Raw genomic sequence first — 24,188 nt, forward strand, 5'->3', positions numbered from 1 at the left:
AACAGGATCACAAGACACTAGGGACAAAACTGCGATCAGGCATTCCCTGCCAGGTTGTCTGGGAATCCGCCTGAATGAGTGAGCTGCGCTGCGGGAGGGGCGCCTGTCCACCCGAGCGCGGTTGAGGATCTGTCCGCTCGTGTCCGCGAGGCGCTGTCACGGCTGACCGCGCTCTGGCGGGCTTGGGAAAACCTGCGGCTGGACCCGGCCTTGGGCATGTCGACGTGGTGGCTCCACCACGCAAAACCTCACCTGCAGGACCTGCTCGACGCGGACACCGGACCACTGTCGGCATGCTCCCCTGAGGGGCACACCGCCTACGCCTACCCGCCGCTGCCCCTGGAACCTGCTGACCCCGCCCTGTGGCTCTCGCCAGCCTTCAGTGCCGCGCCCCCCGCCGGCTCGGCAGGCGACGCATAAGAGCCCGATATCGGTCGCCAGAGAGTCATTTGCGTTCGTTGTGATTAAATGATCACTTAAAGCGCGTGAGAACGGAAGAGGCCATGAAGATGCGCGGTTTGGTGACGAAGGGTGCTCTCGTTGCGGCGATGAGTGGCCTTCTTCTGATTTCCGGTGGCCCCGCTCAGGCTTCTTCGGGCTGGGACTACAAGGGCGCCACGGATTTCTATGGCGTCGGCGGTGGCAAGTACCACACGGCCGACGTGTATTCGACGGGCGGTGACATCAAGGTCTGTATCAACACGGCCGCCACCAAGAACTATGCCTACGACCTGTTCGAGCACGACAGCACGAACAATGACGAGTACGTCACCAGCGTGACGGGCGGCGGCTGCTGGACCATCAGGGACATCGGGAAGTACGTGGACGGCGACAACGGCAAGGCCGAGTTCTACATCTTCACCTATGACCCGTCCGCTATGAGTGCCCAGTGGTGGGACTGACACGCGGTGACGGGATGGTTCGGTGAGATCCGCACCGAATAACGTGATGTGCAGTCAGCATCACGCATGAGAACCCTTTAACAGCGCTCCGGCCCGTCACCTGCCCGCATCCATCTCCCTTCGGGAGGACGGGCGAGGTGAGGGGCCGGAGCGCTGTCGGGCGGGGCTGTTACAGCTCTATCCCTGTCGACCGCTCGCGGGCCACGCTGGGGCCCTCGGCGCTGCTGTTTCGCGTCTTTGGCGGTGAACTTACGGACGGCGGCTTCGGGGCTGACAGGAAAGCTCATCCCGGCGACTGCGGCCGACTCGGCGGCCTCCCGGTCCTCCAGGCCGTCGAGCACGGCCTGTGCCTCCGTAGAGCGCGCCGCATCCGCCTCATGGTCGGCCACTCGGCGGCCTCTTCCTCCCCCGACGCTTCCGCCTCCTCGGCCTCCTCCGCCTCCGGGACTGCAGCAGTTGTCGCGTCACGCGGCGCGGCCGGGGCTGAGGCTGCTGCCGGGGCCGGGATAATGACTTCCCCCGGGTTCGTTGAACCGGGGAGGCTCGTCACGACCCACACCTCGCCTTGGATCTGCTCGGCAGCGGCCGGTAGTTGCGCCTCATGCTCGGGAATCAGCGGTCGGCCCCACCGGTTTGCGAACTCGGCCGCGAGTGATTTCGCCGCTTCCTCGGAGTTCTCCGCGTAAAGCCGGCTGAGCACGGTGGGCGCCTGCTCGTCGTACCACTGTCCTTGGTCCAGCAGCAGCATTCCGCGCTTGCCGTCCAGTTCGGCCTCTTCGATCAGTAGCGCGGCCTGCTCGGCCAGCGCCTCGGCTTCCGGGCCACTCTTGCGCTCTGCTTCGTCCCCCATCCGGACCGAACGGCTGAAGTCGTCAAAGGACTTCTCAAACAGCGCGTGCGCCTGGTCGCGGAACTCCTCTCCCTGCACGGTCAACGGCACGGCTGCACCGGGCATGTCTGCCCCGCCGTACAAGCCGGCCGGCAGCGTCGCCGGTTCGCGGTCGATGACAGGCTTGTCGAGGTCGCGGTGGATCAGGGAGACCGCGAGGCCTCGACCGGTGTTCGGTTTGGCCAGGTCCTCGACTCCGAGTTCGGTGGCGGTTTCGACGTCACCGGCGAAGACGGCGTGCAAGGCCATCGCCACGGTCGCGGCACTTTTCCGGACTAAGAAATGATCTTGCAGCTGAAGCCGAACGAGGCGTACGAGCCGGTCCCCAACGACTTCGGCTGGTGCGCGGGCGGGCCTCGCGAGCTTCTTGACTTCTCCGCCTCGCGCGAGGAGGCGCGGGCGCTGGCCGAGGCGGCGTGGCAGCGGTGGCAGGAATTGGCCGCCGAACTGCCGCCGGCCCGGCGAGGAACCCCAGCGGTAGCGCTCGATGGGCCCCGGTCAGGTGGCGGGCAGCGGTCGGTTCCCGTGCGGGTGCAGGCGGTCGGTGAGGAAGGCGAGGATCTCGTCGCGGGCCCGGACCGTGGGGTGGCCGGCCTCGTCGACGAGATGGGCCGTGACGAGGCTGTGCGGGGTGCCGACCAGATCGGCGAAGAAGGGCGGCGGGGCCGGGTTGGCGGCGCTGTCCGGGAGGACACGCCCGTCGAAGGCGTCGCCGAGCAGCGATCGGTAGGCGGCGAAGCGCTGCCCCGTGCACCAGCGGTCGCCCTCGAAGCGGTAGGCGAGGACGGTGAGTCCGTCGCGGTCGATCCGGTCGCGCACCGCGCGCGCGTCCGCCGCGTCGAGTTCGAGTCCGCCGGGGTCGTCGAGCGGCAGCGACGGGTGGTTGACCACCGGGGCGATCACCGCCGGCTCCAGGGCCATGGTGAGGGCGAAGTTGCCGGTGAAGCACAGGCCGATCGCACCCACCCCCGGCCCACCGCACGCGGTGTGGGCCTGGCGCGCCAGGCCGCGCAGCCAGACCGTCACCGGGCTGGTACCGCCCCCGGCGAAGGCGCGGAACTCGGCGCTGACACAGGCGCGGCGCACGACCTCCCGGCCGCCCTCGACCGTGGGGAAGGCGCCGTCCGTCCCGAACAGGGAGGGCACATGGACGGTGAAGCCCGCGTCCCGCACCCAGCGCGCGAGCCGCAGGATGTCGGGACTGATGCCCGGCATCTCCGGTAGCACCACGACCGCAGGCCCTACCCCGGCTACGTACACCGTCTTCTCCACCCCCTCCACGGCCACGCTCCGGCGGGTGAAGTCGGTGATCGGATCGTCGTCGCTCATGGGGCCAGCCTGGTCCCGGAGTTGGCCGCCGGGTGAGGGGCGGGATCGCCAAGGCCAGGGGTAATCTCGCCACAAGCGAGGGAGGCGAGCGGTACGCGGTCGGCGACCCGAGGCCGGGACACCAGGGGTACGGGAGCGATGGCGGAGGCGACGCGGCAGGCAGAGGAACGTGCGGGTCCGGGCGCCGGGCCGGGTGCACTGCGGGTCGGGGTCCTGGCGTACCCGGACTGCTTCGCGTCCGAAGTGTTCGGCGTCCCCGATCTGTTGACGATGGCCGGGCATGTCGCCGGACCGGACGCGCCCGGCTACCGGGTGTCGGTCATCTCGCCCCGCCGCCGGGTCACCGCCTCGGGCGGCGCGAGCCTGGACGTGCGTCCCTTGCGCGAGGTCGACGTCCTCGTGGTCCCCGGCTTCGAACTGCCCCCGGACACGGACCTCGACGCGCGGCTCGCCCGGCTCGCCCCCGAGATCGCGGCGATCCGCGCGCAGGCCGCCGCCGGCACCGCCGTCGTCTCCCTCTGCGTCGGCGCGTTCCTGCTCGCCGAGGCTGGGCTCCTCGACCGGCGCCGGGCCACCACCTCCTGGCTGCACGCCGGCGAACTGGCCAGGCGCTGCCCGGACGCCGACGTGCGGCCCGAGCACCTGGTCGTCACCGACACGGGGGTGACGACCACGGCCGCCTTCAGCGCCATGTACGACTTCGCGCTGGACCTGATCCGCCGACACAACGGCGCCCGGGTGGCCCGCACCACCGCACGGTTGGCGCTCGTCGACGACGCGCGGACCTCCCAGACCCCGTACGTCGACCCGCGGCTCCTCCCGCAGCCCGGCCGGGAGTTCTCCCAGCGGGTCATGCGGCGGCTCGACCAGAACCTCGCCGAGCGGTACGACCTCGCCGCGCTCGCGGACGCCTTCCGGGTCAGCACCCGCACGCTGCTGCGCCGCTTCGCCGAAGAGACCGGACGCAGCCCGCTGGCCCATCTGCAGGCTTCCCGGGTCCGCCGCGCCCGCCATCTGCTGGAGACCACCGACCGCACCGTCGCCGCCGTCGCTGCGGCCGTCGGCTACCAGGACCCCGGTACCTTCGCCGCCCTCTTCGCCCGCCACACCGGCCACCGCCCGAGCGCCTACCGGGCCGCCTTCCGCCGCACGGCCCGGGCGTCCACCCCGGACGGCGGCGTCTAGGTCGTGTTTTAGAACTGGGGTCCGTGTATCGCGTCGTGCCGTGATGACCATCCCGTACAAGGCTGACCAGGCCCGCAACCGCAGGAAGCTCGGCTCCCGTGGCGGCCGACCGCCGCGTTTCGATGCAGTGGATTACCGCGAGCGCCATGCGGTCGAGTGCGGGATCAAACCGACTTAAAAGGCACAGGGCAGTGGCCACGAGGTACGACAAGCTCTCCGTCCGCTACGAGGCGACGGTGCTGGTCGCAGCCGTGAACGAGTGGCTGTGACCAGCACCGTCGCAACGGCCCTCAGACGACGTCGAATTCGTTGCCCTCGGGGTCCTGCATGGCGGCGGCGTAGAGCCCCATGTCCGGCTCATCCTTGATCCGCAGCACGGTGGCACCAGCTTTGACCAGCCGTTCCACCGTAGCCTTGACCCGCTGTGTGCGGACGTCCAGTGGGACGTCACGGCCCCCACCGGCCTTCAGGTCGAAATGCCACCGGTTCTTGGCGACCTTCGGCTCCGGAACCTGCTGGAACCACACCCTCGGTCCATGTCCCGCGGGATCGATGACGGACTCCGGAATATCTCCGGCACCGGCCGGCAACTCTGCCTCGGGCACCCCCACCGCCGCCCAGTAGGCACGCCACGTGGCGTGCCCGCCCGGCGGAGGTTCAGGCACGTAGCCCAGGGCCTCGGCCCAGAAAGGCACCATTCTCTGCGGATCGGAGCAGTCGATCGTCAGCTGCACTGTCATTTCCATACTCGGAGCATCCCAGGCAGGTCTGACAGACGATCCACTCTCGCAACAGGCCCTTAGTGCAGGCCGTCGATGCAGTAGCCGGAGCTGCGGTAGCAGGTCTGTCCTTCGAGGTAGTTCTGGGCTCCGTCGGTCATGTAGACCCAGATGTTGTCGGCCCCACCGGCGAAGGGCACGTCAAGGGCAAGGCGCACCGGCCCGGACCTGTCGCACCAGGTGCTGCTGCTCACGAAGGCCCGTGAGGTGGTGCCTGTAAACGCCCGCGCGTAGACCCGCCGACACCCGGTGGCCTTGAACGCTCCGTTGACCTCGACCGACCGGTTGTACCAGGTGGCCGTGCCTTTGTAGTAGCTCGCCCCAACCTCAATCGAGAAGGTGCTGGTGGGGTAGTCGGCGACGGCGGCGGTGGCGGGTGTCGCCGCGAAGACCATCCCGGCAACCGACGCGGCTGCGGCCACGGCCGCGCCGACCTTCCTCGTGCGGCTCTTCACCTTCGATGTGTCCTTCAATCTCACCATGACAACCACTCCCAGGTTCTTCGAGTAACGGGTGCACAACTCACCGTCGTGCGGAGGCGACCGCCTCAGATCGGGCAGTGAACGTTGCTGCCGTTGTTCGGCAACACGACTCCACCACACGTGGACCTCGCGCCGGAAAGCATTCGAGCCAGTTCAAATCCATCGCGACGACTGCTATCGTCGGAGCGGTGCTCACTCTGCGTGTAGACGCCGACACAGTGTCCAGGACGCGGTTGGCCCCTTCCCCCGCGTCGGAGTCCATGGCGTGGCTGAAACTCACCGCCGCGTCGGGACGGCACCCGGTGTTCGGAGATCCCGGACCACTCGCCCGCGCGTCACTTGCCCATCCCGACGTTGCCCTGCTCGCGGACCTGTTGCCGCAAAACGGCGACACCTACACACCTGACCTGCTCACCCCTCAGCCAGGGACGGACGCGCAGCGTCGTGACCTGCTCGACGAGCAGATCGCGCAGATCGAGGCCGCAGCGCAGGACGACCTCGAAACCCAAGTCTTCACCTACACCCGGACCCACTGGAACAGGCCGCTGCTGGCCACGACCCGCCGGATCGCGGAGTCGGGGCGGATGCAGCGACATCTCGCCAACGGTCTCGCCCGGTTCTGGCGAGATGCCCTCTCTGAGGGCTGGCCCGAACTGCGCTCGATCATCAATCAGGACATAGCCCACCGCGCGACGGCCATCGCCACCCATGGCGTCGGTCGGGCGCTCGGAGCACTTCACCCCGACATGGATTGGGCAGGCGACGCCGTCACCCTCGCTAAGTCGTGGGATGGCGAAATCGATGTCACCGGCCGGGACCTGGTCCTCGCCCCCGGCGTGCTCAACTGGCCCGACGTCATCATCCAGGTCGACACCCCCGGGCAGTTCGTCCTCTACTACCCCGCCCAACGGATCGGAGCCGGCCGGGATCGCAGGTCCGGAAGGATCGCGCAAGTGGTCGGCAACACCCGAGCGGCCTTGCTGGCGGACCTCGAAACCGCCCGGTCCACCGCGGAACTCGCCGCCCGGATCGGATGCACCCCGGGCACCGTCTCCTACCACCTCAGCGCACTGCACCGCGCACGCCTCGTCACCAAGGTCAGAGACGGGCGCTACGTGTTGTACCAGCGGACCGCACATGCGGCAGGTCTGCTGGAAGAAGCCCGCGTCTAGGACGTGTGTTGGGAGTTGCTGGTGTTTTGGGTGGGCCGTCCGAGGAGGTCGCGGTCAGCCATCCAGATCGTGAGATCGCGGGCGATCCGATCGATGCTGGTCTCGTTGACGACGTGGTGTTCGCGGCGGGTGGTGTCGCGGCGGACGACCTCGTAGCCGCCTCCATCCAGGACCGCGACCGAGGTGAACCAGGCCGGGTCGTCCTCGTCTGGCTGGATGACGACGAAGGTGTTGTCCGAGTCGTTGAGGTCGTCGATCAGCATGAACAGCGCGTCCTCGGACGGGTCCTCGATGTGGTCGCCGCCCTCACTCTCGGCCCGGTAGTACGCAGCTCCCATTGGCCCTGTCTCCTCTCAGCCCGCTGACCTGATCGCGGCCAGAATGACATGCGGGCTGACACGTCCGGCAGGTCACAGCCATTCGTTGATCGCGGCGATGAGAATGGTCGCTTCGAAGCGGACCGCGAGCTTGTCGAACCGGGTCGCCACTGCCCGGTTCCGCTTCAGCCGGTTGATGCCGCACTCGACCGCGTGCCGGGCCTTGTAGTCCTCGCGGTCGAAGGCCGGAGGTCGCCCGCCAGTCATTCCCCGGCGCTTGCGGTGGCTGGCCTGATCGGCAGGTTCCGGGATCGTGCAGCGGATGCCGCGCCGGCGCAGGTACGCACGGTTTGCGCGCGATGAATACGCCTTGTCTCCCCGCACCCGCAACGGACGGACCCGGGGCCGGCCCAGCCCGAGACGCGGAACCCGGATGGCCTCCAAAACGGCCGTGAAGTGTGGGCTGTCTCCCCGCTGACCTGCTGTGACCAGCAGCGATAACGGCTTTTGCTTTTGCTCGCAGGCCAGGTGAATCTTCGTGGTCCAGCCCCCGCGGGACCTGCCCAGGCCGTGATCGTCGGGTTCGGCCCGATTGCCGCCCGGCGGTTCCTTCTGGGCTCGGCTGTCCCGCCGGGCACCCGCCGCGTGCTGATGGGCCCGGCAGATCGTGGAGTCGACATTCACCTCCCAAGTGATCAAACCGGCGGCATCCGCCCGGGCCTGCAGCCCGCGCAGGACCGCCGACCAGACACCATCACGCTGCCAGCGACGGAAGAGCCCATAGACCGTCTGCCACGGACCGTACTCGGGTGGCAGATCCCGCCACGGAGCACCAGTCCGCACCCGCCAACGAATCCCATCGATCAACCGCCGCCGACCGAGCGACGGCCTGCCCAACACCGCGACCGGCAACAACGGCCCCAGCACCGCCCACTGTTCATCGGAAAGATCCCCTCGCCACACACCCACATCATCACGGCACGACGCGAGACACGGACCCCAGTTCTAAAACATGAGGCGCCCCGAAGTTCTCGGACAGTGGTCCCCGTAAGATCACAGTCCGGAACGACGGAGAGAGCACGTGGCACAGAAGCGCAGGAAATTCAGTCCTGAATTTCGGGACGAGGCGGTCAAGATGGTGGTCGTGGAGTCGCGGCCGATCGCGGAGGTCGCCCGGGAAATCCAGGTAAATGAGGGCACGTTGGGGACCTGGGTCAGCCGCTACCGCCAGGAGCACGCCGGCGAAGAACCGCCACTGAACATCAGCGAACGTGCTCGACTGCGCGAGCTTGAACGAGAGAACCGGGAACTGCGGATGAAGACCGAATTCCTGGGAAAAGCGGCGGCCTTCTTCGCCCAGGAATACCGGTGACGGAGAAGTACGAGTTCATCGACGGCGAGTCCGACACCTATCCGGTGCAGCGGATGTGCGCCTGGGCCGGCGTCTCCAAGTCCGGTTTCTACCACTGGCGATCGCGGCCGCTGTCGGCCACCGCCGAGCGTCGCGCAGAGCTCAAGTCCGTCATCCACCAGGTCTTCGACGACTCGCACGCCACCTACGGCTACCGGCGTGTTCACGCGGTGCTGAGGCGGATGAACGTGCAGGCCGGACCCGAACTGGTCCGTGCGCTGATGCGTGAACTCGAGCTGGTCCCGTGCCAGCCAAGGCCATGGAGGCTGACCACCGTCGCCGACGATGCCGCTCCGGCCACACCTGATCTGATGGCCCGTGACTTCACTGCGGAAGCGCCCGGCCGCAAACTGGTCAGCGATATAACGTACGTTCACACCTGGGCCGGGTTCCTTTATCTTGCGACCGTCATCGATTGCCACACAAAGGCCGTCGTCGGCTGGGCCATGGCTGACCACATGAAGACCTCTCTCATCACCGAAGCTCTCGACATGACAGCCCGGAATATCAATCTTTCCGAGGGCTGCGTCTTTCATAGCGACAGGGGTACCCAGTACACTTCACGAGAACTCCGACGCAAACTATGCGAGTTGGTACTGCAAGCATCGGTCGGTCGCACCGGAGTATGCTGGGACAATGCTATGGCTGAATCATTTTTCGGCGCGCTGAAGAATGAACTCGTCCACCGAACTGTATTCCCGACACGAGGACATGCTCAAAGGGCGATCGTTCGGTACATCGAGATGTTCTATAATCGACAGCGTCTCCACTCTCGCCTCGGCTACAGAACACCCGCAGAAGTCCAGGCGGAGTACGAAGAGTTGCAGGCCGCAGCGTAGGAATCCTTCAAAACAGCTGTCCGAGAAGCGCGGGGCCCCTCAACACGACCTAGGTGCAATACCGGTGACTTTGTTCGTGGTGGGTCGTTGGGTGTGGTGTGCCAAGGCCGGGACAGGTGAAGTCGTCGGGTGAGCGGTTGTCGGATCGGATCGCTCTGGGTGTGTTGACGCGGGTGTTTCCGCCCGAGCTGGTGGATGAGGTGGTCGTTGAGTGCGGGCGTTTGGAACAGCGGTCGCGGTTGTTGCCGGTGCGAGTGGTGGTCTACTTCGTGCTGGCGATGTGCCTGTTCTCCGGGCAGGGCTATGAGGAAGTGGCCCGGCTGCTGACGCAGGGTCTGGAGCGTGTGCGGCGGTGGGAGAAGCCGTGGCGGGTGCCGACGACAGCAGCGATCGGCAGGGCCCGGCGGCGGTTGGGCCCGGAGCCTTTGCGGGTTTTGTTCGCGAGGGTGTGCCGGCCGGTGGCTGCCCCGGAGACGGCTGGTGCTTGGTATCGGCGGTGGCGGCTGGTGGCGGTGGACGGCACGGTCTTCGATGTGCCGGACACCGAGGCGAATGGTGGATTCTTCGGCCGGCCGGGCTCGGGCCGGGGGCAGCAGCGGAGTGCGTATCCGCAGGTGAGGGTCGCTGCGCTGGTGGAGTGCGGGACGCATGCTGTGTTCGCCGCGGCGACCGGTCCGCTGTCGGTTCACGAACAGCAGCTGATTCCAGGGCTGCTGGGCCGGCTCGAGCCGGGCATGCTGTTGATGGCCGACCGCGGCATCACTGGCTTTGACCTGTGGCGGGCTGCCTCCGGCACGGGCGCGGACCTGTTGTGGCGGGTCCGCAAGAACATCGTCCTGCCTCTTCTCGAAGAGCTCCACGACGGGTCCTACCTGTCCGAGATCGTCGCGACTGGTGACCGCGACCGCCGCAATCCGGCCCGGGTCCGCGTCATCGAGTACAGGCTCGGCCGCGACGGCGACGACACGGTCTACCGGCTGATCACGACCATCTGCGACCCGGAGGAGGCTTCCGCCACCGACCTGGCGAGCCTCTATCACCAGCGATGGGAGATCGAGAACACCCTGGATGAGATCAAGACCCGTCAGGGCGGCCACCGCCTTGTCCTGCGGTCCCAGTACCCCGATGGCGTCGAGCAGGAAATCTACGGCTTCCTCCTCGTCCACCACGCACTCCGGGACGTCATGCACACCACCGCCCGCGAAGCCGGCCTCGACCCGGACCGCCTGTCCTTCACCCGCACTCTTCGCATTGCCCGCCGCCACGTCACCGACCAGGCGGCACTTTCCCCCCACACGACTCAAGCAGGCCCTGAGTCACACCATCCATGAGCTGCTGGAACGACTCCTGCCGCCGCGCAGGAAACGCTCCAACCCCCGCGTCATCAAACGCAAGATGACCAACTGGCACCTCAAACACCTCCACCATCGCAACCCACCCCGGCCAACCGCTGTGGAGGTCACACTGGTTCCACCCACCAAACCAACCAGCAGACGCCAGAAAAGAACCTAAATCACCGGTATTGGACCTAGGTGTCTTTCCAACCCCCGCATGTAGGCCAGTGCCGACTCACGCGGCTCAGATCTGGAGAACCGATGCATGAACCTCTCATGCGGGGTGGTCTGGCTAGTCCCCAAAGAAGACCAAGTAGCTGCAGGGAGTCGCGGCACAGGCTTCCAGGTAGGCGGCAAGGTCACGAACCGTTTCAACTTGGGAGTCGTCAGTACAACACTCCAGAAGACCTGGGATCTCGCGAAGTGCGGCCTCGGCCTCTTGTTCGTTGAAGATCGTGTCGTTGTACGGGGCGACCGTCCAGAGCTTGCCCGACGTGTTGCGAGGGAGCTTGACGATCAACTGAGCCAGCGCCTCGCCGTGTTCGTGAGACTGACGGATCAGAGTGGGTCTGCGCTTTGAGCGCCGGCTGGGCCAGAACGGACGGCCGTCGTGCAACTGCAGGTCGATCCCCATGTCCGGATTATCTCGCCGCCTTACCTCACTTCATCCATGGCCCCGGTGTCGAATGGTGCGTCGAACTTGATCACCCGGTGCGGTAACCGGCGGAAACGGGAGCGGCCTTCGCCTGAACATGTGCTCCGACCAAGGACCACACACGTCCAGCACGAAGGCCGTGAGGATGAGTCTGCTACATCGCGATGCCCCGCGAGAGCCGTTGACGGAGCTGTCATGCTTCCGGGGCGAGTTCCACTCCTGCCTGACCGCTCGTTCGGATACGTGGTACGAGCAGGCCCGCAAAGTCTGTTCCCCGCGCATGCGGGGATGGTGCCCCCGCCGAGGGGCGATCGGGTCAGTCCAGTCCGGCGGCTTCCATTTTCCGTGCCTGAGGGGATAGTTCCGACGGCGCCGAGCGTCGCAGTTGCTCCTCGGGCGAACACGGCGCACCGGTCCCCAACTCGGCTGGTTTGCACGGTCGTTACCGGGACTGTCAGAGGCGGACCGTAGGCTCCCAGGTATGAACGTGACCTCACCGCAGTGGCGCGACAACCCCCGCCTCAACCAGTGGCTCACCACCCAGGAGGAAGCCTTTCCCGCCTGGCAGCAGACCACCCCGGGGACCTGGGACTTCACCCCCGCCTCCCTCGACCGGCTCGAAGACGCCATACGCAGCCGGTACGCCACCTACGAGGAAGCCGACGCCGCGCACGAGGACCCGTTCATGACGGTCGCCGTCTGGTACCTGGGAGAAACCGTCCGCCGCGCCCACCCGGACGCCGTCTGGTCATGCAGCCCAACCCCCGGCGAAGGCGCCTGGGCCCGGGGCAGCCCCCTGCTGACCTACCCCACCGAAAACCGCGACGACCAGGTTCGCGAAGAGATCGAGGAGCGCGAGGCCGCGTACGACGAAGTCCTCCCGCAACGAAACCCGACCGACGACATCAAAGCCCTCCACATCAGCGACCGGCACCTGAGTGAGGCCCTGGACGGCTACACCGCCTTCCAGGAATACCTGGCCTCCGTTGCCGGTTGACGTACTCCCCGCCCTAAAGGACGGGGTCAGGGTACGGTCCGGCCCGGGAACGCCGAAGGCCCGGCGGGGCGCGGCACTGCACAGACGAAGACCCCCGCCGGGCGGGGGTTCCCCGCGCGCGGGGATGGTCCCGATCGGCACACCGACCTGTATCGGGAGAAGGTCCGCTCCCCGCGCACGCGGGGATGCTCCGGAGATGACGATGGACTCGACCGCGTATGTCTTCTGCTCCCTGCGTACGCGGATGATCCGCGAGTATCTCCGCGGCCTTGGTGCGTCGCGGGTCAGCCGTTCCGCTTCCATGCGCGCCTTGGTGGCCCAGGCAGTTGACTTCGGTCACGACACCTGCCCAGCCAGTTCCTGGACGCGGTGACGAGCGCAAACGTCCCTGGTCGGCAGCGCCTCACGGCCGCACGACACACCGCTCACGCCCAGGCAAGTAGCTAACCTCACCGTTTCGGTTGAGATGAGGCCGGAAGCGGGGAGGGAAATACGAAGGTGCCTTCTGAGCTGGGACGATGAACCTTGTCGAGGGGTTCTGTCGGTCCAAGCGGAAGGCACTTTCTGCGTGCAGGGTATCGAGAACACGAGCTGCGCGATCGACTCGATCCTCCGGCGGGCGTGGGGTGCGGCGGCGCGGGCACCCTCGCATAGGCTGCCGTCTCATCCGACGCACCGCGACGAGGATCAGCCCATGCGCAGCAGCACCAGGATCCGCCTGATCGAGCCCACCGACGCCGCCCCGATCGCCGCGCATCGGGTGCGGGACTTCGAGGCCTTCCGGCCGTGGGAACCGGCCCAGCCGGCCGACTTCTTCACCCCGGAGGGCCAGGCGGAGCGGATCGACAGCCTCCGTCGGTTCCTGCCGAGGTAGCTCATGAGGTGGAGGGCGATCAGGCTCTTTCCAGAGCCGGGTCCTCCGGAGACCACGATCACTTCTTTGCTGTCCGACCGCCGTGAGATCGCGACAGCGCGCTTGACCAGAGACGCCGCGACCTGTTGTTCGTCCATGAGCCGGAACTTGCCGCCGTAATCTTGCGGGGGCCGGAGCCCCGCAAGAAGCCGCGGCCTCGGAGGCGGGCGGCCTGGATTAGCTGCACCACCACACCGCCCTCTACCGGCCGTACGGGCCGGGCGTGGAACCCGAGCAGCACCTACTGACTCGTCTCAGATCCTTGGCCGGGTAACTCGGTAGGCTGCGCGTGGCCGTGATCACTAGCTCTGGATGTGCAGCAGTCTGCAGCTCGTGAAGGATGGAGTTGGTACGTGGCGGAGAAAGACCTGTCCAGCAGCGCGCGAGGGACGGCTGTGCGGAACTCGGTGTCGCTCGGGGTGTTCCTCGCGGTGGCCGCTTCCTCAAGGGTGCCGCTTACCGTCGTCGAACTGGCGGGACGCGGCATCACCGCAGACGCGCGGCTGCGACTCGTTGGGTGCTGGAGGTGGGGAAACCACAGCTGGACGGCTTCACGCTGGCTGACAAGCTGATCAGCCGCGGTGAACTGGAAGATCAGCTTGTTGAGCTGTGGCAGGCGTTTGGGCATGTCGGGGTTGATACGGCGGCCTTCGAGGCTGGGCTGGCGGAGGTCGTCGAGGCCATCGAGGGGTGGTCCTCGGTCTCCGTTGGGCCCGTGGAAACCTCCTCAGGCCACCTTCGTCGGGTACTGGGTCCAGGCGCGGATGGGTGAGTCGGGGCCGAAGTTGGTCTTGGGCTCGGCGCGGGCGTTGCGCCAGCGGATGTAGGCGGCGATGCTCGGTGTGGGTGCGGTGGTCGGTGCCGTTGAGGGCGAAGTAGCGCAGGGCGGCGAACTCCGATTCGATCCAGTTCAGCCAGGAGCCGTGGCAGGAAGACCAGTTCGACGTCGTGGTCGGTGGCCCAGGTGCGGACCTCGGTGTGCTTGTGGGGGGAGAAGTTGTCCAGCACCACATACAGCTTCTGTCCGGGCCAGCGCGAGCGTAGAGCCTTGAGCAGGCTGAGGAACTCGCGCCACCGCTTGCGCTTGCGGATCCGGTAGTAGATCTTCCCGGTGGCGAGATCGAGGGCGGCGATGTTCCAGTCCGCGGGGGACGTCCGGGGCGATCAGACGGATGTGCTCACGCACCCGCTCACTGATCGTCTTCGGGCGTCCCCCGCTCCATTTTGGGTCCAGCGCGTCGAAGCCCCGCTCATTAAAGGCGTGGATGACATCGCGCGCGTAGTCCTCGCCGACCTGCATCAACGAGGTGATGTCCTTGACCGTCTGGCCCTGGGCGGACATCAGCACCACGATCGCCCGGCGTAACCGGACCGGATCCTTCGCGGTCCGGCTGATCCGCTGCAGCCTGCGGCCCTCGTCCATGCTGACCGGCCGGACGAACACACTCAATCGACGCCCCACGACCACCTCCAAGATCAGATCCCGGAGACAGTCTGCTGACCCCCGAGCAGCACGTCGATTACACGGCCAAGGAACCGCGACAAGCCACTACCTCCACGCCCGCCGCCCCTCCTGATCCCGGCGGGTACCGTCAGCTACCGCTCCCCGGCCCCCTCCTCGTAGGGGAACCGGGCGAGCGGGGCCTCAAGCTGGAAGAAGGTCTTGGCGCGGATCGCCGCCCGCTCGTCGTCCCGTACCTGGCCAGGCCGAGAACCGTTGCCGAACAGCACCCCGCCGAATCGCATCCGCAGGTACGCCGCCGTGTGGTTGAGGGTGGTCACCAGCCCGTCGGCAACGGCCTCCTCCTCGTGCGCCATGACCGTCACCCCCCACAGGGTCCGGCCCGTCATCCGCTCCTTGAAGTCCGAGCCGGGCACCGTCAGCCAGCCCGACCAGTAGTCGAGGTAGCGCTTGGTGCTCGCGGAGAGGGTGTACCAGTACAGGGGCGAGGCGACGACGATGTCGGTGGCCTCCAGAGTGGCCCGCCGCAGCGCCTCCTCATTTTCGACGGCCAGCCAGTTGTCGCTCTCGTGCCGCCCGTCCTGGAAGTCGGGCAACGGCAACCGGGCCAGGTCCACCCAACGCTGCGGGATGCCAGCGGGCAACTGCTCGGCGGCGGCCCGTGCGAGGATCTCGGTGTTGCCGTCAGGGCGGGAGCTGCCGAGGACGAAGAGGAACGAGCGGCCCGTGCCACGGGTCGTGTCGGTGGTCATGTCTGCTCCGGTCTCGGACCCCCGGGCGCGGGCGCCAAAGGGTCGTGACGCCGTCCGGGGGAATCGGTGAGTTCCTCGCTTCCAACCCCCTTACCCCCGGGGGATATTCCGACAAGTGACCGATCCGTCAGGTGTGCTGTCCGGCTCGCCGGCACCAGGGCACGGGCCGCCCAGCAGGACGCTGCGGGCTGACCCCACCCCGGCCTTCCTCGATAGGTGCCGCATTCGACGACCGCTCGGATCACGTCAAGGCGGAGGCGCCCGCAGGCGAAGCCGAGGACGAACGGAAGCGGGAGCGCCGGTTGCACCACCCGGGCCGGCCAGGGACATCGGACCGCCGGAGCCGTGGCAGGCCGGGGAGTTCCTGGCCCACATGGGCGACGACGGGGCAGAGCTGCGGCCGCCTACGGACCGCGACCATTGCGCACCGAACCCCGGATTTGCGCATTCACTGCGCATCCTCAGCCGACATTGCTCATCGAGTCGCGGACCCTACACCCGTGGCGACGGTGAGAATGCAGGTCTCCACCGGCACCAGGATCTGCCCGTGATGCCACCCCGACACAGTGACCAGTGCCGTCCTGGGGCCAGCACGTACGACAACCGCCACCGTTCTGCTACGGCCTGCGCACATACGACAGCCCCCTTCATACACACCTGGGGGGGGAAAGCGATCATCACTCACCGGCCCCTCTCCTGGCCAGAGAGGTGGGGAGCCGGATCCGTCAGCCACTGGAGGGCTGTGAGCCCTCTCCGAACGGCGGCACGTCGGTGGCCGTGACGTCCAGGCGCAGGCGTACGAAGCGCAGCGGGTGACGCCAAGCTCCCCGCTCGATGGCGGTGTCGGCGCTGATCTCCGCTACCTGATCGGGGGCGACCAGGGTCGGGTCGAGGGGTTCGCGGCTGCCCCAGGTGGCGGTGAACCGCACACCGGTCCACGGATGGCCCGGGCCAGCTTCGGTGAGGTGGTCGGCGAGCTGGCGGGCGGCGTCCGGCTTCAGCGGCGTTGTCCGTCCGACTGCGCGCAGTCGGACGTCCGGGTCGTAGCGGCCGAGGACGAGCAGCTGCGGAAGCCGCAGTGTGCCGGTGACGCCGCCGATGACGGCTTCGGTGGTCTGGCGCCGGCAGACCTTGAACCAGCCGCGGGCCCCGCTCAAGTACCTCTGCCCGAGGCCCTTGATCACGATGCCCTCCACTCCCTGGACTTCCGTCCAGGACTGAAGCCACTCCTGCGCGAGGGCCGGGTCCCTCCTCATCGGACACAGCGTCCACGGCGGCGTCAGGCCGTGCACGGCGAACAGGTTCTCAAGGACGGCGCGACGCTCCTCGTACCGCTCACTCAAGAGCTCCTGGCCGTCCTTCTGCAGGACATCGAAGGCAATGAAGTGCGCGGGCATCGCCGCCGCCAACTGCTGGATGGTGCGGCCGCCGGACGAGGCACGGCGCTGCAACGCCTCGAACGACAACTCGCTCCCAGACCACACCACCACCTCGCCATCGAGGACCAGGCCGTGTGGCAACTGCTTCGCGGCAGCGATCAGGTCGAGGAAGCGGCGCTGGATCAGAGTGCCGCGCCGCGACTGCAGAAGCGTCGGACCGCCGGGACTGGCCGGAGTGAACAGGAGCGCGCGGTAGCCGTCCTTCTCCAGACTTCGCCGTGTCTCATTAGACACGGCGGTGGGGGTTGCTTGTTCGCTTTGGAGATGGAGGAGACGGGCGTTCGTTGCCTGTCCTCCTCATTTGTTCAGCGGATTGTTCTGATTGCTCGCAGGTCGGCCGCGAAGGGCCGTTAGCTGATCTGTTCGGCCAGGGCGAGGATGATGCCTGAGGGGCCGCGGAGGTAGCAGAGGCGGTAGATGTCCTTGTACTGCGCTACCTCGCCGATTAGTTCGGCGCCATGGGGGCGCAGGCGGGCGATGGTGTCGTCGATGTCGTCGACGGCGAACATGACACGGTGCAGGCCCAGCGTGTTCGGCGGCGGGTTGTGCGATCCGTCGCTGATCGCCGCGGGGGTGCGGTACTGCGCGAGCTCCAGCTTGCCGTGGCCGTCCGGGGTCCGCATCATCGCGATGTCGCCGCGGACTCCGCCGAGTCCGACGGCCTGGTCCGCGAAGAGGCCCTCGATCTGCGCCTTGCCTTCGACCTCCATACGCAGTTCGGTGAAGAAGGTGACGGCGGCGTCCAGGTCTTCGACAACGATGCCGACGTTGTCCATCCGCTGAAGCGTCATGGAGGTTCTCCCTCTGCGTTGCGCGGCCCTTTGAGGCCACCGGTATACCGAGGACGGAGCCGGCGGCCCGTTCTCGACACCCGTGAACGGGCTGAGTTCCGGAGACCCGCTTCTGGCCCCGCCCTGGGGTGCCCCAATCGCCGAACGAGAACCCGCCCATACACGACACAAACAGTCAAGGGAGCCCTCTATCGGGCATCCGAATGAGACACCCCCAGAGGGTCCGGAGAACCGTCGAACTTGGCCTCGAACGCCAGCCCGCCGGGCAGCACCCCCGGTCCGGGAACGGTCTCGCGGGCCTGCGCGAGCATCGGCTCCAGCACAGGACGCAGCATCATCGGGTCAGGCGTCCGGGGTCGGCTGGTAGGCGCCGTAGAAGCGGTCGGCGGTGCCGTCCGGCAGTAGTACCCAGGAGGCGGCGAGGTCGCAGGCGGATCGCCCGCGCAGAGATCGCAGTCGTGCAGACCCCAGACGGCTACGGACGACTCAAGCTGACGAAGTTCCACACGCAGGCAAGCCAGGGCGGCACCGGAACGCCCCGGCGAACACGCCCGGCATTCGCCATGTCGCATTCGCCGTCGACGACATTGACGCTGTCTTCGCCGGCCGACGAGCCCGCGGCAGCGGAGCTCGTCGGCGAGCTGGAGCGCTACGAGGACAGCTACCGGCTCAGCTACGTCCGCGGTCCGGAAGGAATCATCGTCGAGCTGGCGGAGCCCCGCGCACAGGAGCGGCCGTGGCTAAGCCCGTTCCTCAAGGACCGCAGTCGGACCTGGCTTCAGCGGGCCGCACACAAGCGGGACCGCGCAGCGGTCAAGCTGGCACTGCGCACCAGCAGCGAGCCGCCCCGCCCAGCGCGCCGCATCGACCGCGACGCGCACTGACCCAGCCTCAGCACCCCGAAACTGCCTCGCCTATTGGGCGGAGCCGTTTCGCGTTTCCACGCCCGGGACAGTCGGCTGACGGGCAGCGGTCAAGTGAGAGCCTCGCCAACGGGGGCGGCGAGGCGTGCTGAGCGCGGCGCTCCGTCGGCGACCGGACGGCTCCGGTACTCGGCCGGGCACGCGCTCGGCGGAGGCGAGGCCGGCGGACAGGGACGCCGGGAAGGAACGGGAAGCGGGAGCCGAGGAGTGGAAGGCGAGGCGAGGGAGGGACGACAGAGCGAGCAGGCCGCGCCGGGCCGTCAGACATAAAGCCTCTTCCTCCGGCTATCGCGGAGAAAGAGGTGTCGTCGAGCGAAAGGGGCTTGCCCATGAGGTCTGACCAGGCAAAACGCTCAAGATCACAAAAAAGGGGGGTTCACACCTCCGGTAGCACCTCCGGTGCAACCCTCGATCCCCCTGCGGAGACAACGGTGCAGACAACTGTGGGTGCAACCCTCATCTCGGGTGCACCGCGACAGGCTTGCCCAGGGTGCCTAGCAGCGATAGTTGTCACCTCCCGGCGCGAACTGTCACCGCGCGTTCGTGGGCGTTCCGCAGGGAAAGGCACCAGCGGGTGCGGAGCGGGACGCCGTAGCCTGGCGTTATGCCCTAATTTGCGCACGACGAGGCCACTGCTCGGCGCGCTCTCGATGTCATCGACCAGCTTCTTGCTGCACGGGAACAGATCGCGACCGGTGAAGGTGACATCTCTTTCCTCAAGGACCACGAGCCTGTGGCCCTGGCCGCTTGGAGCTGGTGGATGCTCATCGGCGACTCCGCGCGAGTGGTGCGGGAAGAGACTATGAAGGGCAACGGCTTCGTCGTCGCGCCCGTGATGCGGAACCTGATGACGCACACGGTGGCTTTCGCCCGGCTCGTCGACGGTGGCGAGACGGCGATCAAGGCGTTGAACGCCTACAGCGACGAGCAGATCCTCAAGCTGATCAACAACGCCAGGGCGGCCGGATGGGACGTCGGCGGAGATCCCGTCGAGGCCCACGTCCGCAACGCGATCAACGACCGCGTCACCGATGACCCGGCGGTCGAGCGGCTGAAGAACGAGATCCGCAACACCGCCCAGCTGATGGCGGCGTTCGACGAGCAGGATGCATATCTGCCCTTCCGGCACCTCGTACTCTCACACCACGCGAGAGACCGCGCGGCTCTACCTGCACTCAGCCGCGTCGGGTGCATGGGAGATCCGCAACCGGCCCAACCTGAGCGGTCCGAACAACATCATCTGGACAGCGGTGTGCCTGATCCATTCGGGCAGGGTCATCGACTCCATCCTCATCGGCCAGCCGCTCGCCGAGCAGCTCGATGAGGTCACCGCCCACCTTGGGCTACCCGCCGACATCATGCCCACGCGCCCCAGTCGTAACGACCACGGCACCTGATCCGACCCGCGGTGCGGGCCGGTCCCGCAACAGGCCACAGCCCGGCAGCGTTCCAGGTGCGATCACCGCTGGTCAGGAGTGCGATGGGATCATGCCGCAGACCATTGCTAGGTTGTCGATTTCCTGGGGTCTGGTGGTGATCCCGGTGACCGTGCACGCCGCGACCACGCCTCACCCGGTCCCACCGCACCAGTTCCACACACGGTGTGGAGGCGGCCGCGTACGGCTGCGGCGCTATTGCGAACGCGAGGGGATCGAAATCCCGACGAAGTAGCGCCTGGGTGGGAGTCCGACGACGGGCGGGTAGTTGTTCTCTCGGAGCAGGACCTCGCCGATCTGCCGCTGCCGAGCTCCCCCAAAGCCATCGAGGTCCTGGCCTTCGTGCCCCCGGACCGGATCGACCCGATGCTGCAACACAAGCCCTACCACCTCGGCGTCGGCGACCCGGCCGCCGCGCGTCCGTACGCCCTGCTGCGCGACCCGATGCGCGAGAGCGGCCTGGTGGCCGTCGTACGGGTGACGCTGCGCACCCGCGAATCCCTGGCCCTGCTGCGGGTCCGAGACCAAGTGATCGGAATGCAGACATTGTTGTGGCCCGATGAGCTGCGCGGCACGGAGGACGTCGCCGTTCCGTACACCGTACACCGAGCCGCCGCGACGCCAGGAGCTCCAGATGGCCCGCTCTCTGATGGACGCGGTTACCGCCGACTTCCGCCTGGAGGAGGAGCACGACGCCTACCGGCACGCCTTGGAGCAGGTCGTGGCCGCCCGGCTGGAGGGGCTTGGAGCCGCCCCGTGCCCCCGATACCGTGCCGGTCGGAGGCGGCGGGGTCGTGGACTTGATGGCGGCCCTGGAACAGAGCGTGGAGGCAGCGAAGTCTCGCCGCCGTACCAGCCCGGCCGCGAAGGGAGCGCCGGCGAAGAAGACGGGGAAGGCCAAGCCGAAGGCGCCGGGGAACGGGCCCACCGGCTGATTGCTGGGCGGACTTCCCCCATCGCGCGACCGGGCACGCCGGGACACGCCACCGGGCGCCGTTGGGTCTGTTCTCCCCTGCCGCCCGGGGAGTCCCAGCGTGCGACGAAGTCCGCCAGGGCGCGGCGCGTCCATCTTCACGTGCGATCCGCTCGGCGAGCACCTGACGGTCGACGTGTACCCGTCCGCGGTTGTTCCAGGTCAGGGGGTTGGGCAAGCCTTCGGTAAGAGGCCGGGCAAGTGTGACTGAGGCTTCAGTTGGCGGATGAGCGCCGTGGTTGGCGGGACAGAGCTTCTGGTTGGCGAGCGGAGCGACTGTGCGACTTCTCGCCTGTAGTTTCCTGTACGGGGCAGGTCGGACACGGTGCGTGCTGGCTCCACTGTGGTCACCTCGGTCGCAGGGCGTCGAGGAGTTCGGCGGCGGGGGTGGTGGGTGTGCGGGGGTGGAGGAGTTCGGTGCGGTGCACGATGCGGGGCTCGGTGATGGGTACGGCCGCGATGCCGGGGAGGTCTCCGGCTGCGGGCAGGGCGGCAGTGGTGAGGCCGGCTCCGGCGGCCACCAGGACGGACAGTCCGCGGATGTCGGTTCCGGTGTAGGTGAGTTGGTGGCCGAAGCCGTCGGACTGGGCGGCGGCCCGGAGTTGGGCCAGGGGCACGGCGGCGTCGGGTGCGTCGATCCAGCGGGCGGCGGCGAGGTCGGCCAGCCGCAGCGCCGGACGGCCGGCGAGCGGGTGGGTGGCGGGCAGTAGTACCGCGAGAGGTTCCTCGCTGACGGGAAAGGCGGGCAGAGGGCCGGCGTCGGGCAGCGGCAGTGGATCGCTGGGCGCCACCGCGCCGTCGACCAGCGCCAGGTCCGCCGCGCCGGTCAGCACTGCCTGGATGGCCTCGGCGCGGCCGCACACCCGCACAGAGGCCGCGAGCTGCGGGGTCGCGGTGCGGGCGCGTACCAGCGCGAGCGCGGTGGCGGGTGTCAGCGCGCCCGGAGTGCAGGCCAACGCGAGTCGCCCCGGGCGCACCTGCCGCAAGCGCGCGATGTCGGCCCGCGCCGCGTCCAGGCGCAGCAGCAGCGGCCGGGCGTGCTCCAGCAGTCGCTCGCCCGCCTCGCTCGGCGCTACCGGGCGGCGGGTGAGCAGCGGCGCCTCCAGGTCGGCCTCGAGGGCGGCGATGTGCTGTGAGACCGCGGACTGGGTGTAACCGAGGGCCTGGGCGGCGGCGGAGAAGGAACGATGGTCGACTACGGCGACGAAAGTACGCAGCTGCTGCGGATCCATGAATATCAGTATCCCTGATGCTGGATGCATGAATCATCGTTGGACGTGATGCAGGCGGGCGGCTCAGGATGGCCGCATGACATACACCGCCCGCGTCGCCCTGGTCGGCGACCGCTCGCCCAACGTCCGTTCCCACACCCGCATCCCGGGCCTGCTCGACGGGCTGCGCGAGCGTGACGGCCTGGACCTGGACGCCTACTGGATCCCCACCCAGGATGTTGCGGACCACACGACCCTGGCCGGGTTCGATGCGATCTGGGTGCTGCCCGGCAGCCCCTACCGCAGCGAGGCCGGCGCGCTCACGGCCATCCGCACCGCCCGCGAGGACCGCATCCCCCTGCTCGGCACCTGCGCCGGCTTCCAGCATGTCCTGCTCGAATACGCCCGCAACGTGGCCGGGCTGGCAACGGCCGGTCACGCGGAGAACGCGCCCGACACGTCGGCGGCCGACGCCGTAGTGGTGCCGCTTGCGTGCTCCCTGGTCGGTCACGAGGGCACGATCGAGCTGACCGCGGGCTCCCGCGCCGAAGCGCTCATCGGCGCCGAGCGATCCATCGAGCGCTACCACTGCAACTTCGGCGCCAGCCCCCACTACGTTCAGCTGCTGCACAGCCACGGGCTGCACTTCACCGGCACCGACACCGACGGCGAGGTGCGGATCGCCGAACTGCCGGAGCACCCGTTCTTCCTCGCCACCCTCTTCCAGCCGGAACTCGCCGGCGACGGCACCCGCCCGCACCCCCTCATCCGCGGCCTCGCGGCGGCCGCCGTCGCCCAGGCGAAGGCGGCGGCATGACCGGCCTCAAGCGTCTATTGAGCGCCTACCTGCATCTGTGCACGGTCCCCGACGCCCACGGCGCCAGCCCGCTGGCCTCCACCCGCGACACAGGGTTCCCTAGGCTGCCGGACGGCACACCCCACGCACCTGTCAACCACGACGCTCAGTCCCGCCAACCACTGCGCTCATCCGCCAACTGAAGCCACAGCAAGTGTGGTCGGGTGCGCTACCTGGCCCGGATGAACAACTTCGATGCTCAGATTCCGGTCGCCCTCACCGCGCTGCGGCCTCTCCGGCCCGGGGCAGGGTGGGCAGCTGGTATCCCGGTGCCCGTTCCGCGGCGGCAAGGACCCACCAGGCGCGGGTGGCCTCAGTCGTCGCTTCAGACACCGCGATCGGGTGCGCTCATGTCCCCCGTCGCGGGAGTGCCGTCGGCGAGCCCGTAGCGCAGGTACACGGTGCCCTTCGGGCTGGCTACCGGGGGTGCGAGGAGCGTGACGTTGGTGGGCACCGCGCCATCGTCGAACACCTTCTTCCCGACGCCGAGCACGATCGGATGCAGCCAGAGGTCGAGACGGTCGAAGAGCTTCTCTCGCAGGAGGGTCTGCACGAGGTTCAGGCTCCCGACGACCTTCACGTGCTCGTGCCGGTCACGGATCTCACGCACCGCGTCGGCGAGGTCCGGGCCGAGCTGCGTGGACCCGGCCCACGAGAGGTCGGGCCTGCCGCGGGACGCCACGTACTTCGGGACGCTGTTAAAGAGTGTGGCGATCTCGTTGTCCTCGCCGCCCTCCTGGTGAGGCCAGTAGGCAGCGAAGATGTCGTACGTCCGCCGACCGAGCAGGAGGGCGTCCGTGCCCTCGTACGCGGCACCGACCTGCGCCCCGGCAACCTCGTCCAGCAGGGGCGCCTGCCAGCCGCCGAACGGGAACCCCACCGGGTCCTCGTCGGGGCCGCCGGGCGCCTGCCCGACGAGGTCGAGGGTCGCGAACAGCTCGATGTGGATGAGGCCCATGGCTTACTCCCGATGAGTCGATTGTCTCCCTCAAGAGATAGACCTGCGGGCGCCCGCAGACTCATCGCCGCGACGGAACCCGGTTTCACCCCGTCGGCCGCGATTCACCGGGCTGGCCGCTCCCCCTGCGGGCCACCTCAGCGCTCACCCGGGCCAACTAGAACGCTCAGGGGCCATCTACAG

At 67.9% G+C, this 24,188-nt stretch carries 26 protein-coding genes and 3 pseudogenes; 14 read left to right on the forward strand and 15 right to left on the reverse strand.

From position 1 onward, the window contains the following. The first annotated feature begins 78 nt into the window (after positions 1 to 78). On the forward strand, positions 79 to 420 hold the full coding sequence (locus J7I98_RS40835) for a DUF4913 domain-containing protein (protein WP_214919896.1): 342 nt from the start codon (positions 79 to 81) through the stop codon (positions 418 to 420). 83 nt (positions 421 to 503) lie between these two features. Then, positions 504 to 902, forward strand: a complete 399-nt coding sequence (locus tag J7I98_RS07935; protein WP_214919897.1) for a hypothetical protein — start codon at positions 504 to 506, stop codon at positions 900 to 902. Between the two features lie 283 nt (positions 903 to 1,185). On the opposite strand, the gene J7I98_RS07940 is transcribed toward J7I98_RS07935, so the two are convergent. Beyond that, entirely contained in the window at positions 1,186 to 2,040 is an 855-nt protein-coding gene (locus J7I98_RS07940) for a hypothetical protein (protein ID WP_214919898.1), read from the reverse strand. A gap of 249 nt (positions 2,041 to 2,289) precedes the next feature. Next, complete coding sequence (locus tag J7I98_RS07945) at positions 2,290 to 3,120, reverse strand: dienelactone hydrolase family protein (protein ID WP_214919899.1); 831 nt, start codon at positions 3,118 to 3,120, stop codon at positions 2,290 to 2,292. 138 nt (positions 3,121 to 3,258) lie between these two features. Between J7I98_RS07945 and J7I98_RS07950 the strand changes: the two genes are divergently transcribed. Beyond that, a complete protein-coding gene (locus tag J7I98_RS07950) occupies positions 3,259 to 4,305 on the forward strand; it encodes a GlxA family transcriptional regulator (protein ID WP_251020312.1) in 1,047 nt (348 codons plus the stop codon). A gap of 290 nt (positions 4,306 to 4,595) precedes the next feature. On the opposite strand, the gene J7I98_RS07955 is transcribed toward J7I98_RS07950, so the two are convergent. Both J7I98_RS07955 and J7I98_RS07960 read right to left on the reverse strand, forming a co-directional pair. Continuing rightward, positions 4,596 to 5,051, reverse strand: coding sequence for a VOC family protein (locus tag J7I98_RS07955; protein ID WP_214919900.1), 456 nt, complete (start codon positions 5,049 to 5,051; stop codon positions 4,596 to 4,598). A 53-nt stretch (positions 5,052 to 5,104) separates the two neighbouring features. Beyond that, positions 5,105 to 5,566 (reverse strand): hypothetical protein, encoded by a 462-nt coding sequence (locus tag J7I98_RS07960; RefSeq protein ID WP_214919901.1) that lies wholly within the window; start codon positions 5,564 to 5,566, stop codon positions 5,105 to 5,107. Positions 5,567 to 5,826: 260 nt separating this feature from the next. Here J7I98_RS07960 and J7I98_RS07965 point away from each other — a divergent pair, with 260 nt between their 5' ends. After that, complete coding sequence (locus J7I98_RS07965; RefSeq protein ID WP_214919902.1) at positions 5,827 to 6,738, forward strand: helix-turn-helix transcriptional regulator; 912 nt, start codon at positions 5,827 to 5,829, stop codon at positions 6,736 to 6,738. Here J7I98_RS07965 and J7I98_RS07970 read toward each other — a convergent pair. Together J7I98_RS07970 and J7I98_RS07975 are read right to left on the reverse strand one after the other, a co-directional pair. Continuing rightward, positions 6,735 to 7,076 (reverse strand): hypothetical protein, encoded by a 342-nt coding sequence (locus J7I98_RS07970; protein WP_214919903.1) that lies wholly within the window; start codon positions 7,074 to 7,076, stop codon positions 6,735 to 6,737. The two genes, J7I98_RS07965 and J7I98_RS07970, sit on opposite strands and share 4 nt — an antisense overlap. Positions 7,077 to 7,148: 72 nt before the next feature. After that, positions 7,149 to 8,018 (reverse strand): IS5 family transposase, encoded by an 870-nt coding sequence (locus J7I98_RS07975; protein WP_214919929.1) that lies wholly within the window; start codon positions 8,016 to 8,018, stop codon positions 7,149 to 7,151. A gap of 118 nt (positions 8,019 to 8,136) precedes the next feature. Here J7I98_RS07975 and J7I98_RS07980 point away from each other — a divergent pair. Both J7I98_RS07980 and J7I98_RS07985 read left to right on the forward strand, forming a co-directional pair. Continuing rightward, positions 8,137 to 9,305 (forward strand): IS3 family transposase gene (locus J7I98_RS07980; RefSeq protein ID WP_214919904.1). Its coding sequence is split into 2 segments (ribosomal slippage): positions 8,137 to 8,389 and positions 8,389 to 9,305, totalling 1,170 coding nucleotides; the frame shifts between segments, so codons are not numbered across the junction. Positions 9,306 to 9,403: 98 nt separating this feature from the next. Further along, positions 9,404 to 10,636, forward strand: a complete 1,233-nt coding sequence (locus tag J7I98_RS07985) for an IS4 family transposase (RefSeq protein ID WP_214919905.1) — start codon at positions 9,404 to 9,406, stop codon at positions 10,634 to 10,636. Positions 10,637 to 10,931: 295 nt separating this feature from the next. On the opposite strand, the gene J7I98_RS07990 is transcribed toward J7I98_RS07985, so the two are convergent. Then, complete coding sequence (locus J7I98_RS07990) at positions 10,932 to 11,273, reverse strand: hypothetical protein (RefSeq protein ID WP_214919906.1); 342 nt, start codon at positions 11,271 to 11,273, stop codon at positions 10,932 to 10,934. A gap of 502 nt (positions 11,274 to 11,775) precedes the next feature. Here J7I98_RS07990 and J7I98_RS07995 point away from each other — a divergent pair. The 3 genes and pseudogenes from J7I98_RS07995 (at position 11,776) to J7I98_RS08010 (ending at position 13,976) form a co-directional block, all read left to right on the forward strand. Continuing rightward, a complete protein-coding gene (locus J7I98_RS07995) occupies positions 11,776 to 12,291 on the forward strand; it encodes a hypothetical protein (RefSeq protein ID WP_214919907.1) in 516 nt (171 codons plus the stop codon). A gap of 694 nt (positions 12,292 to 12,985) precedes the next feature. Further along, a pseudogene (locus J7I98_RS08000) lies at positions 12,986 to 13,144 on the forward strand (N-acetyltransferase); the annotation flags it as partial. Positions 13,145 to 13,721: 577 nt separating this feature from the next. Then, positions 13,722 to 13,976, forward strand: coding sequence for a hypothetical protein (locus J7I98_RS08010; protein ID WP_214919908.1), 255 nt, complete (start codon positions 13,722 to 13,724; stop codon positions 13,974 to 13,976). A gap of 194 nt (positions 13,977 to 14,170) precedes the next feature. Here J7I98_RS08010 and J7I98_RS42845 read toward each other — a convergent pair. The 6 genes and pseudogenes from J7I98_RS42845 to J7I98_RS08035 form a co-directional block, all read right to left on the reverse strand. Continuing rightward, positions 14,171 to 14,338, reverse strand: a pseudogene (locus J7I98_RS42845) (IS630 family transposase); the annotation flags it as partial. Positions 14,339 to 14,444: 106 nt separating this feature from the next. Next, positions 14,445 to 14,627 (reverse strand): annotated as a pseudogene (locus J7I98_RS42850) (helix-turn-helix domain-containing protein); the annotation flags it as partial. A gap of 173 nt (positions 14,628 to 14,800) precedes the next feature. Continuing rightward, positions 14,801 to 15,418, reverse strand: a complete 618-nt coding sequence (locus J7I98_RS08020) for a flavodoxin family protein (protein ID WP_214919910.1) — start codon at positions 15,416 to 15,418, stop codon at positions 14,801 to 14,803. Between the two features lie 725 nt (positions 15,419 to 16,143). Beyond that, the gene (locus tag J7I98_RS08025) at positions 16,144 to 17,091 is read right to left on the reverse strand and encodes an ATP-dependent DNA ligase (RefSeq protein ID WP_214919911.1); all 948 of its coding nucleotides are present in this window, start codon (positions 17,089 to 17,091) and stop codon (positions 16,144 to 16,146) included. Positions 17,092 to 17,207: 116 nt separating this feature from the next. Next, positions 17,208 to 17,648, reverse strand: a complete 441-nt coding sequence (locus J7I98_RS08030) for a VOC family protein (RefSeq protein ID WP_214919912.1) — start codon at positions 17,646 to 17,648, stop codon at positions 17,208 to 17,210. Between the two features lie 188 nt (positions 17,649 to 17,836). After that, positions 17,837 to 17,986: a hypothetical protein gene (locus J7I98_RS08035; RefSeq protein WP_214919913.1), complete on the reverse strand. Its 150-nt coding sequence runs from the start codon at positions 17,984 to 17,986 to the stop codon at positions 17,837 to 17,839. A gap of 120 nt (positions 17,987 to 18,106) precedes the next feature. Here J7I98_RS08035 and J7I98_RS08040 point away from each other — a divergent pair, with 120 nt between their 5' ends. The 4 genes from J7I98_RS08040 to J7I98_RS08055 all read left to right on the forward strand — a co-directional run bounded on the left by J7I98_RS08040 (position 18,107) and on the right by J7I98_RS08055 (position 20,942). Then, entirely contained in the window at positions 18,107 to 18,532 is a 426-nt protein-coding gene (locus tag J7I98_RS08040; protein ID WP_214919914.1) for a hypothetical protein, read from the forward strand. A gap of 799 nt (positions 18,533 to 19,331) precedes the next feature. Then, positions 19,332 to 19,895, forward strand: a complete 564-nt coding sequence (locus tag J7I98_RS08045; RefSeq protein ID WP_214919915.1) for a hypothetical protein — start codon at positions 19,332 to 19,334, stop codon at positions 19,893 to 19,895. A 277-nt stretch (positions 19,896 to 20,172) separates the two neighbouring features. Beyond that, on the forward strand, positions 20,173 to 20,811 hold the full coding sequence (locus J7I98_RS42855) for a Ku protein (RefSeq protein ID WP_374225087.1): 639 nt from the start codon (positions 20,173 to 20,175) through the stop codon (positions 20,809 to 20,811). Beyond that, the gene (locus J7I98_RS08055; RefSeq protein ID WP_214919933.1) at positions 20,751 to 20,942 is read left to right on the forward strand and encodes a hypothetical protein; all 192 of its coding nucleotides are present in this window, start codon (positions 20,751 to 20,753) and stop codon (positions 20,940 to 20,942) included. Before J7I98_RS42855 ends, J7I98_RS08055 begins: the two co-directional genes overlap by 61 nt. 385 nt (positions 20,943 to 21,327) lie before the next feature. Here the strand turns inward: J7I98_RS08055 and J7I98_RS08060 are convergent, their stop codons facing one another. After that, complete coding sequence (locus J7I98_RS08060) at positions 21,328 to 22,212, reverse strand: LysR family transcriptional regulator (RefSeq protein ID WP_214919917.1); 885 nt, start codon at positions 22,210 to 22,212, stop codon at positions 21,328 to 21,330. Between the two features lie 76 nt (positions 22,213 to 22,288). Here J7I98_RS08060 and J7I98_RS08065 point away from each other — a divergent pair, with 76 nt between their 5' ends. Further along, complete coding sequence (locus J7I98_RS08065; RefSeq protein WP_214919918.1) at positions 22,289 to 23,008, forward strand: hypothetical protein; 720 nt, start codon at positions 22,289 to 22,291, stop codon at positions 23,006 to 23,008. 364 nt (positions 23,009 to 23,372) lie between these two features. Here J7I98_RS08065 and J7I98_RS08070 read toward each other — a convergent pair whose 3' ends face one another. Next, positions 23,373 to 24,005, reverse strand: a complete 633-nt coding sequence (locus tag J7I98_RS08070; RefSeq protein ID WP_214919919.1) for a dihydrofolate reductase family protein — start codon at positions 24,003 to 24,005, stop codon at positions 23,373 to 23,375. Positions 24,006 to 24,188: the final 183 nt, after the last annotated feature.

Origin of the sequence: Streptomyces sp. ISL-98, from assembly GCF_018614055.1 — a bacterium.
GTDB lineage: Bacteria > Actinomycetota > Actinomycetes > Streptomycetales > Streptomycetaceae > Streptomyces > Streptomyces spiramyceticus.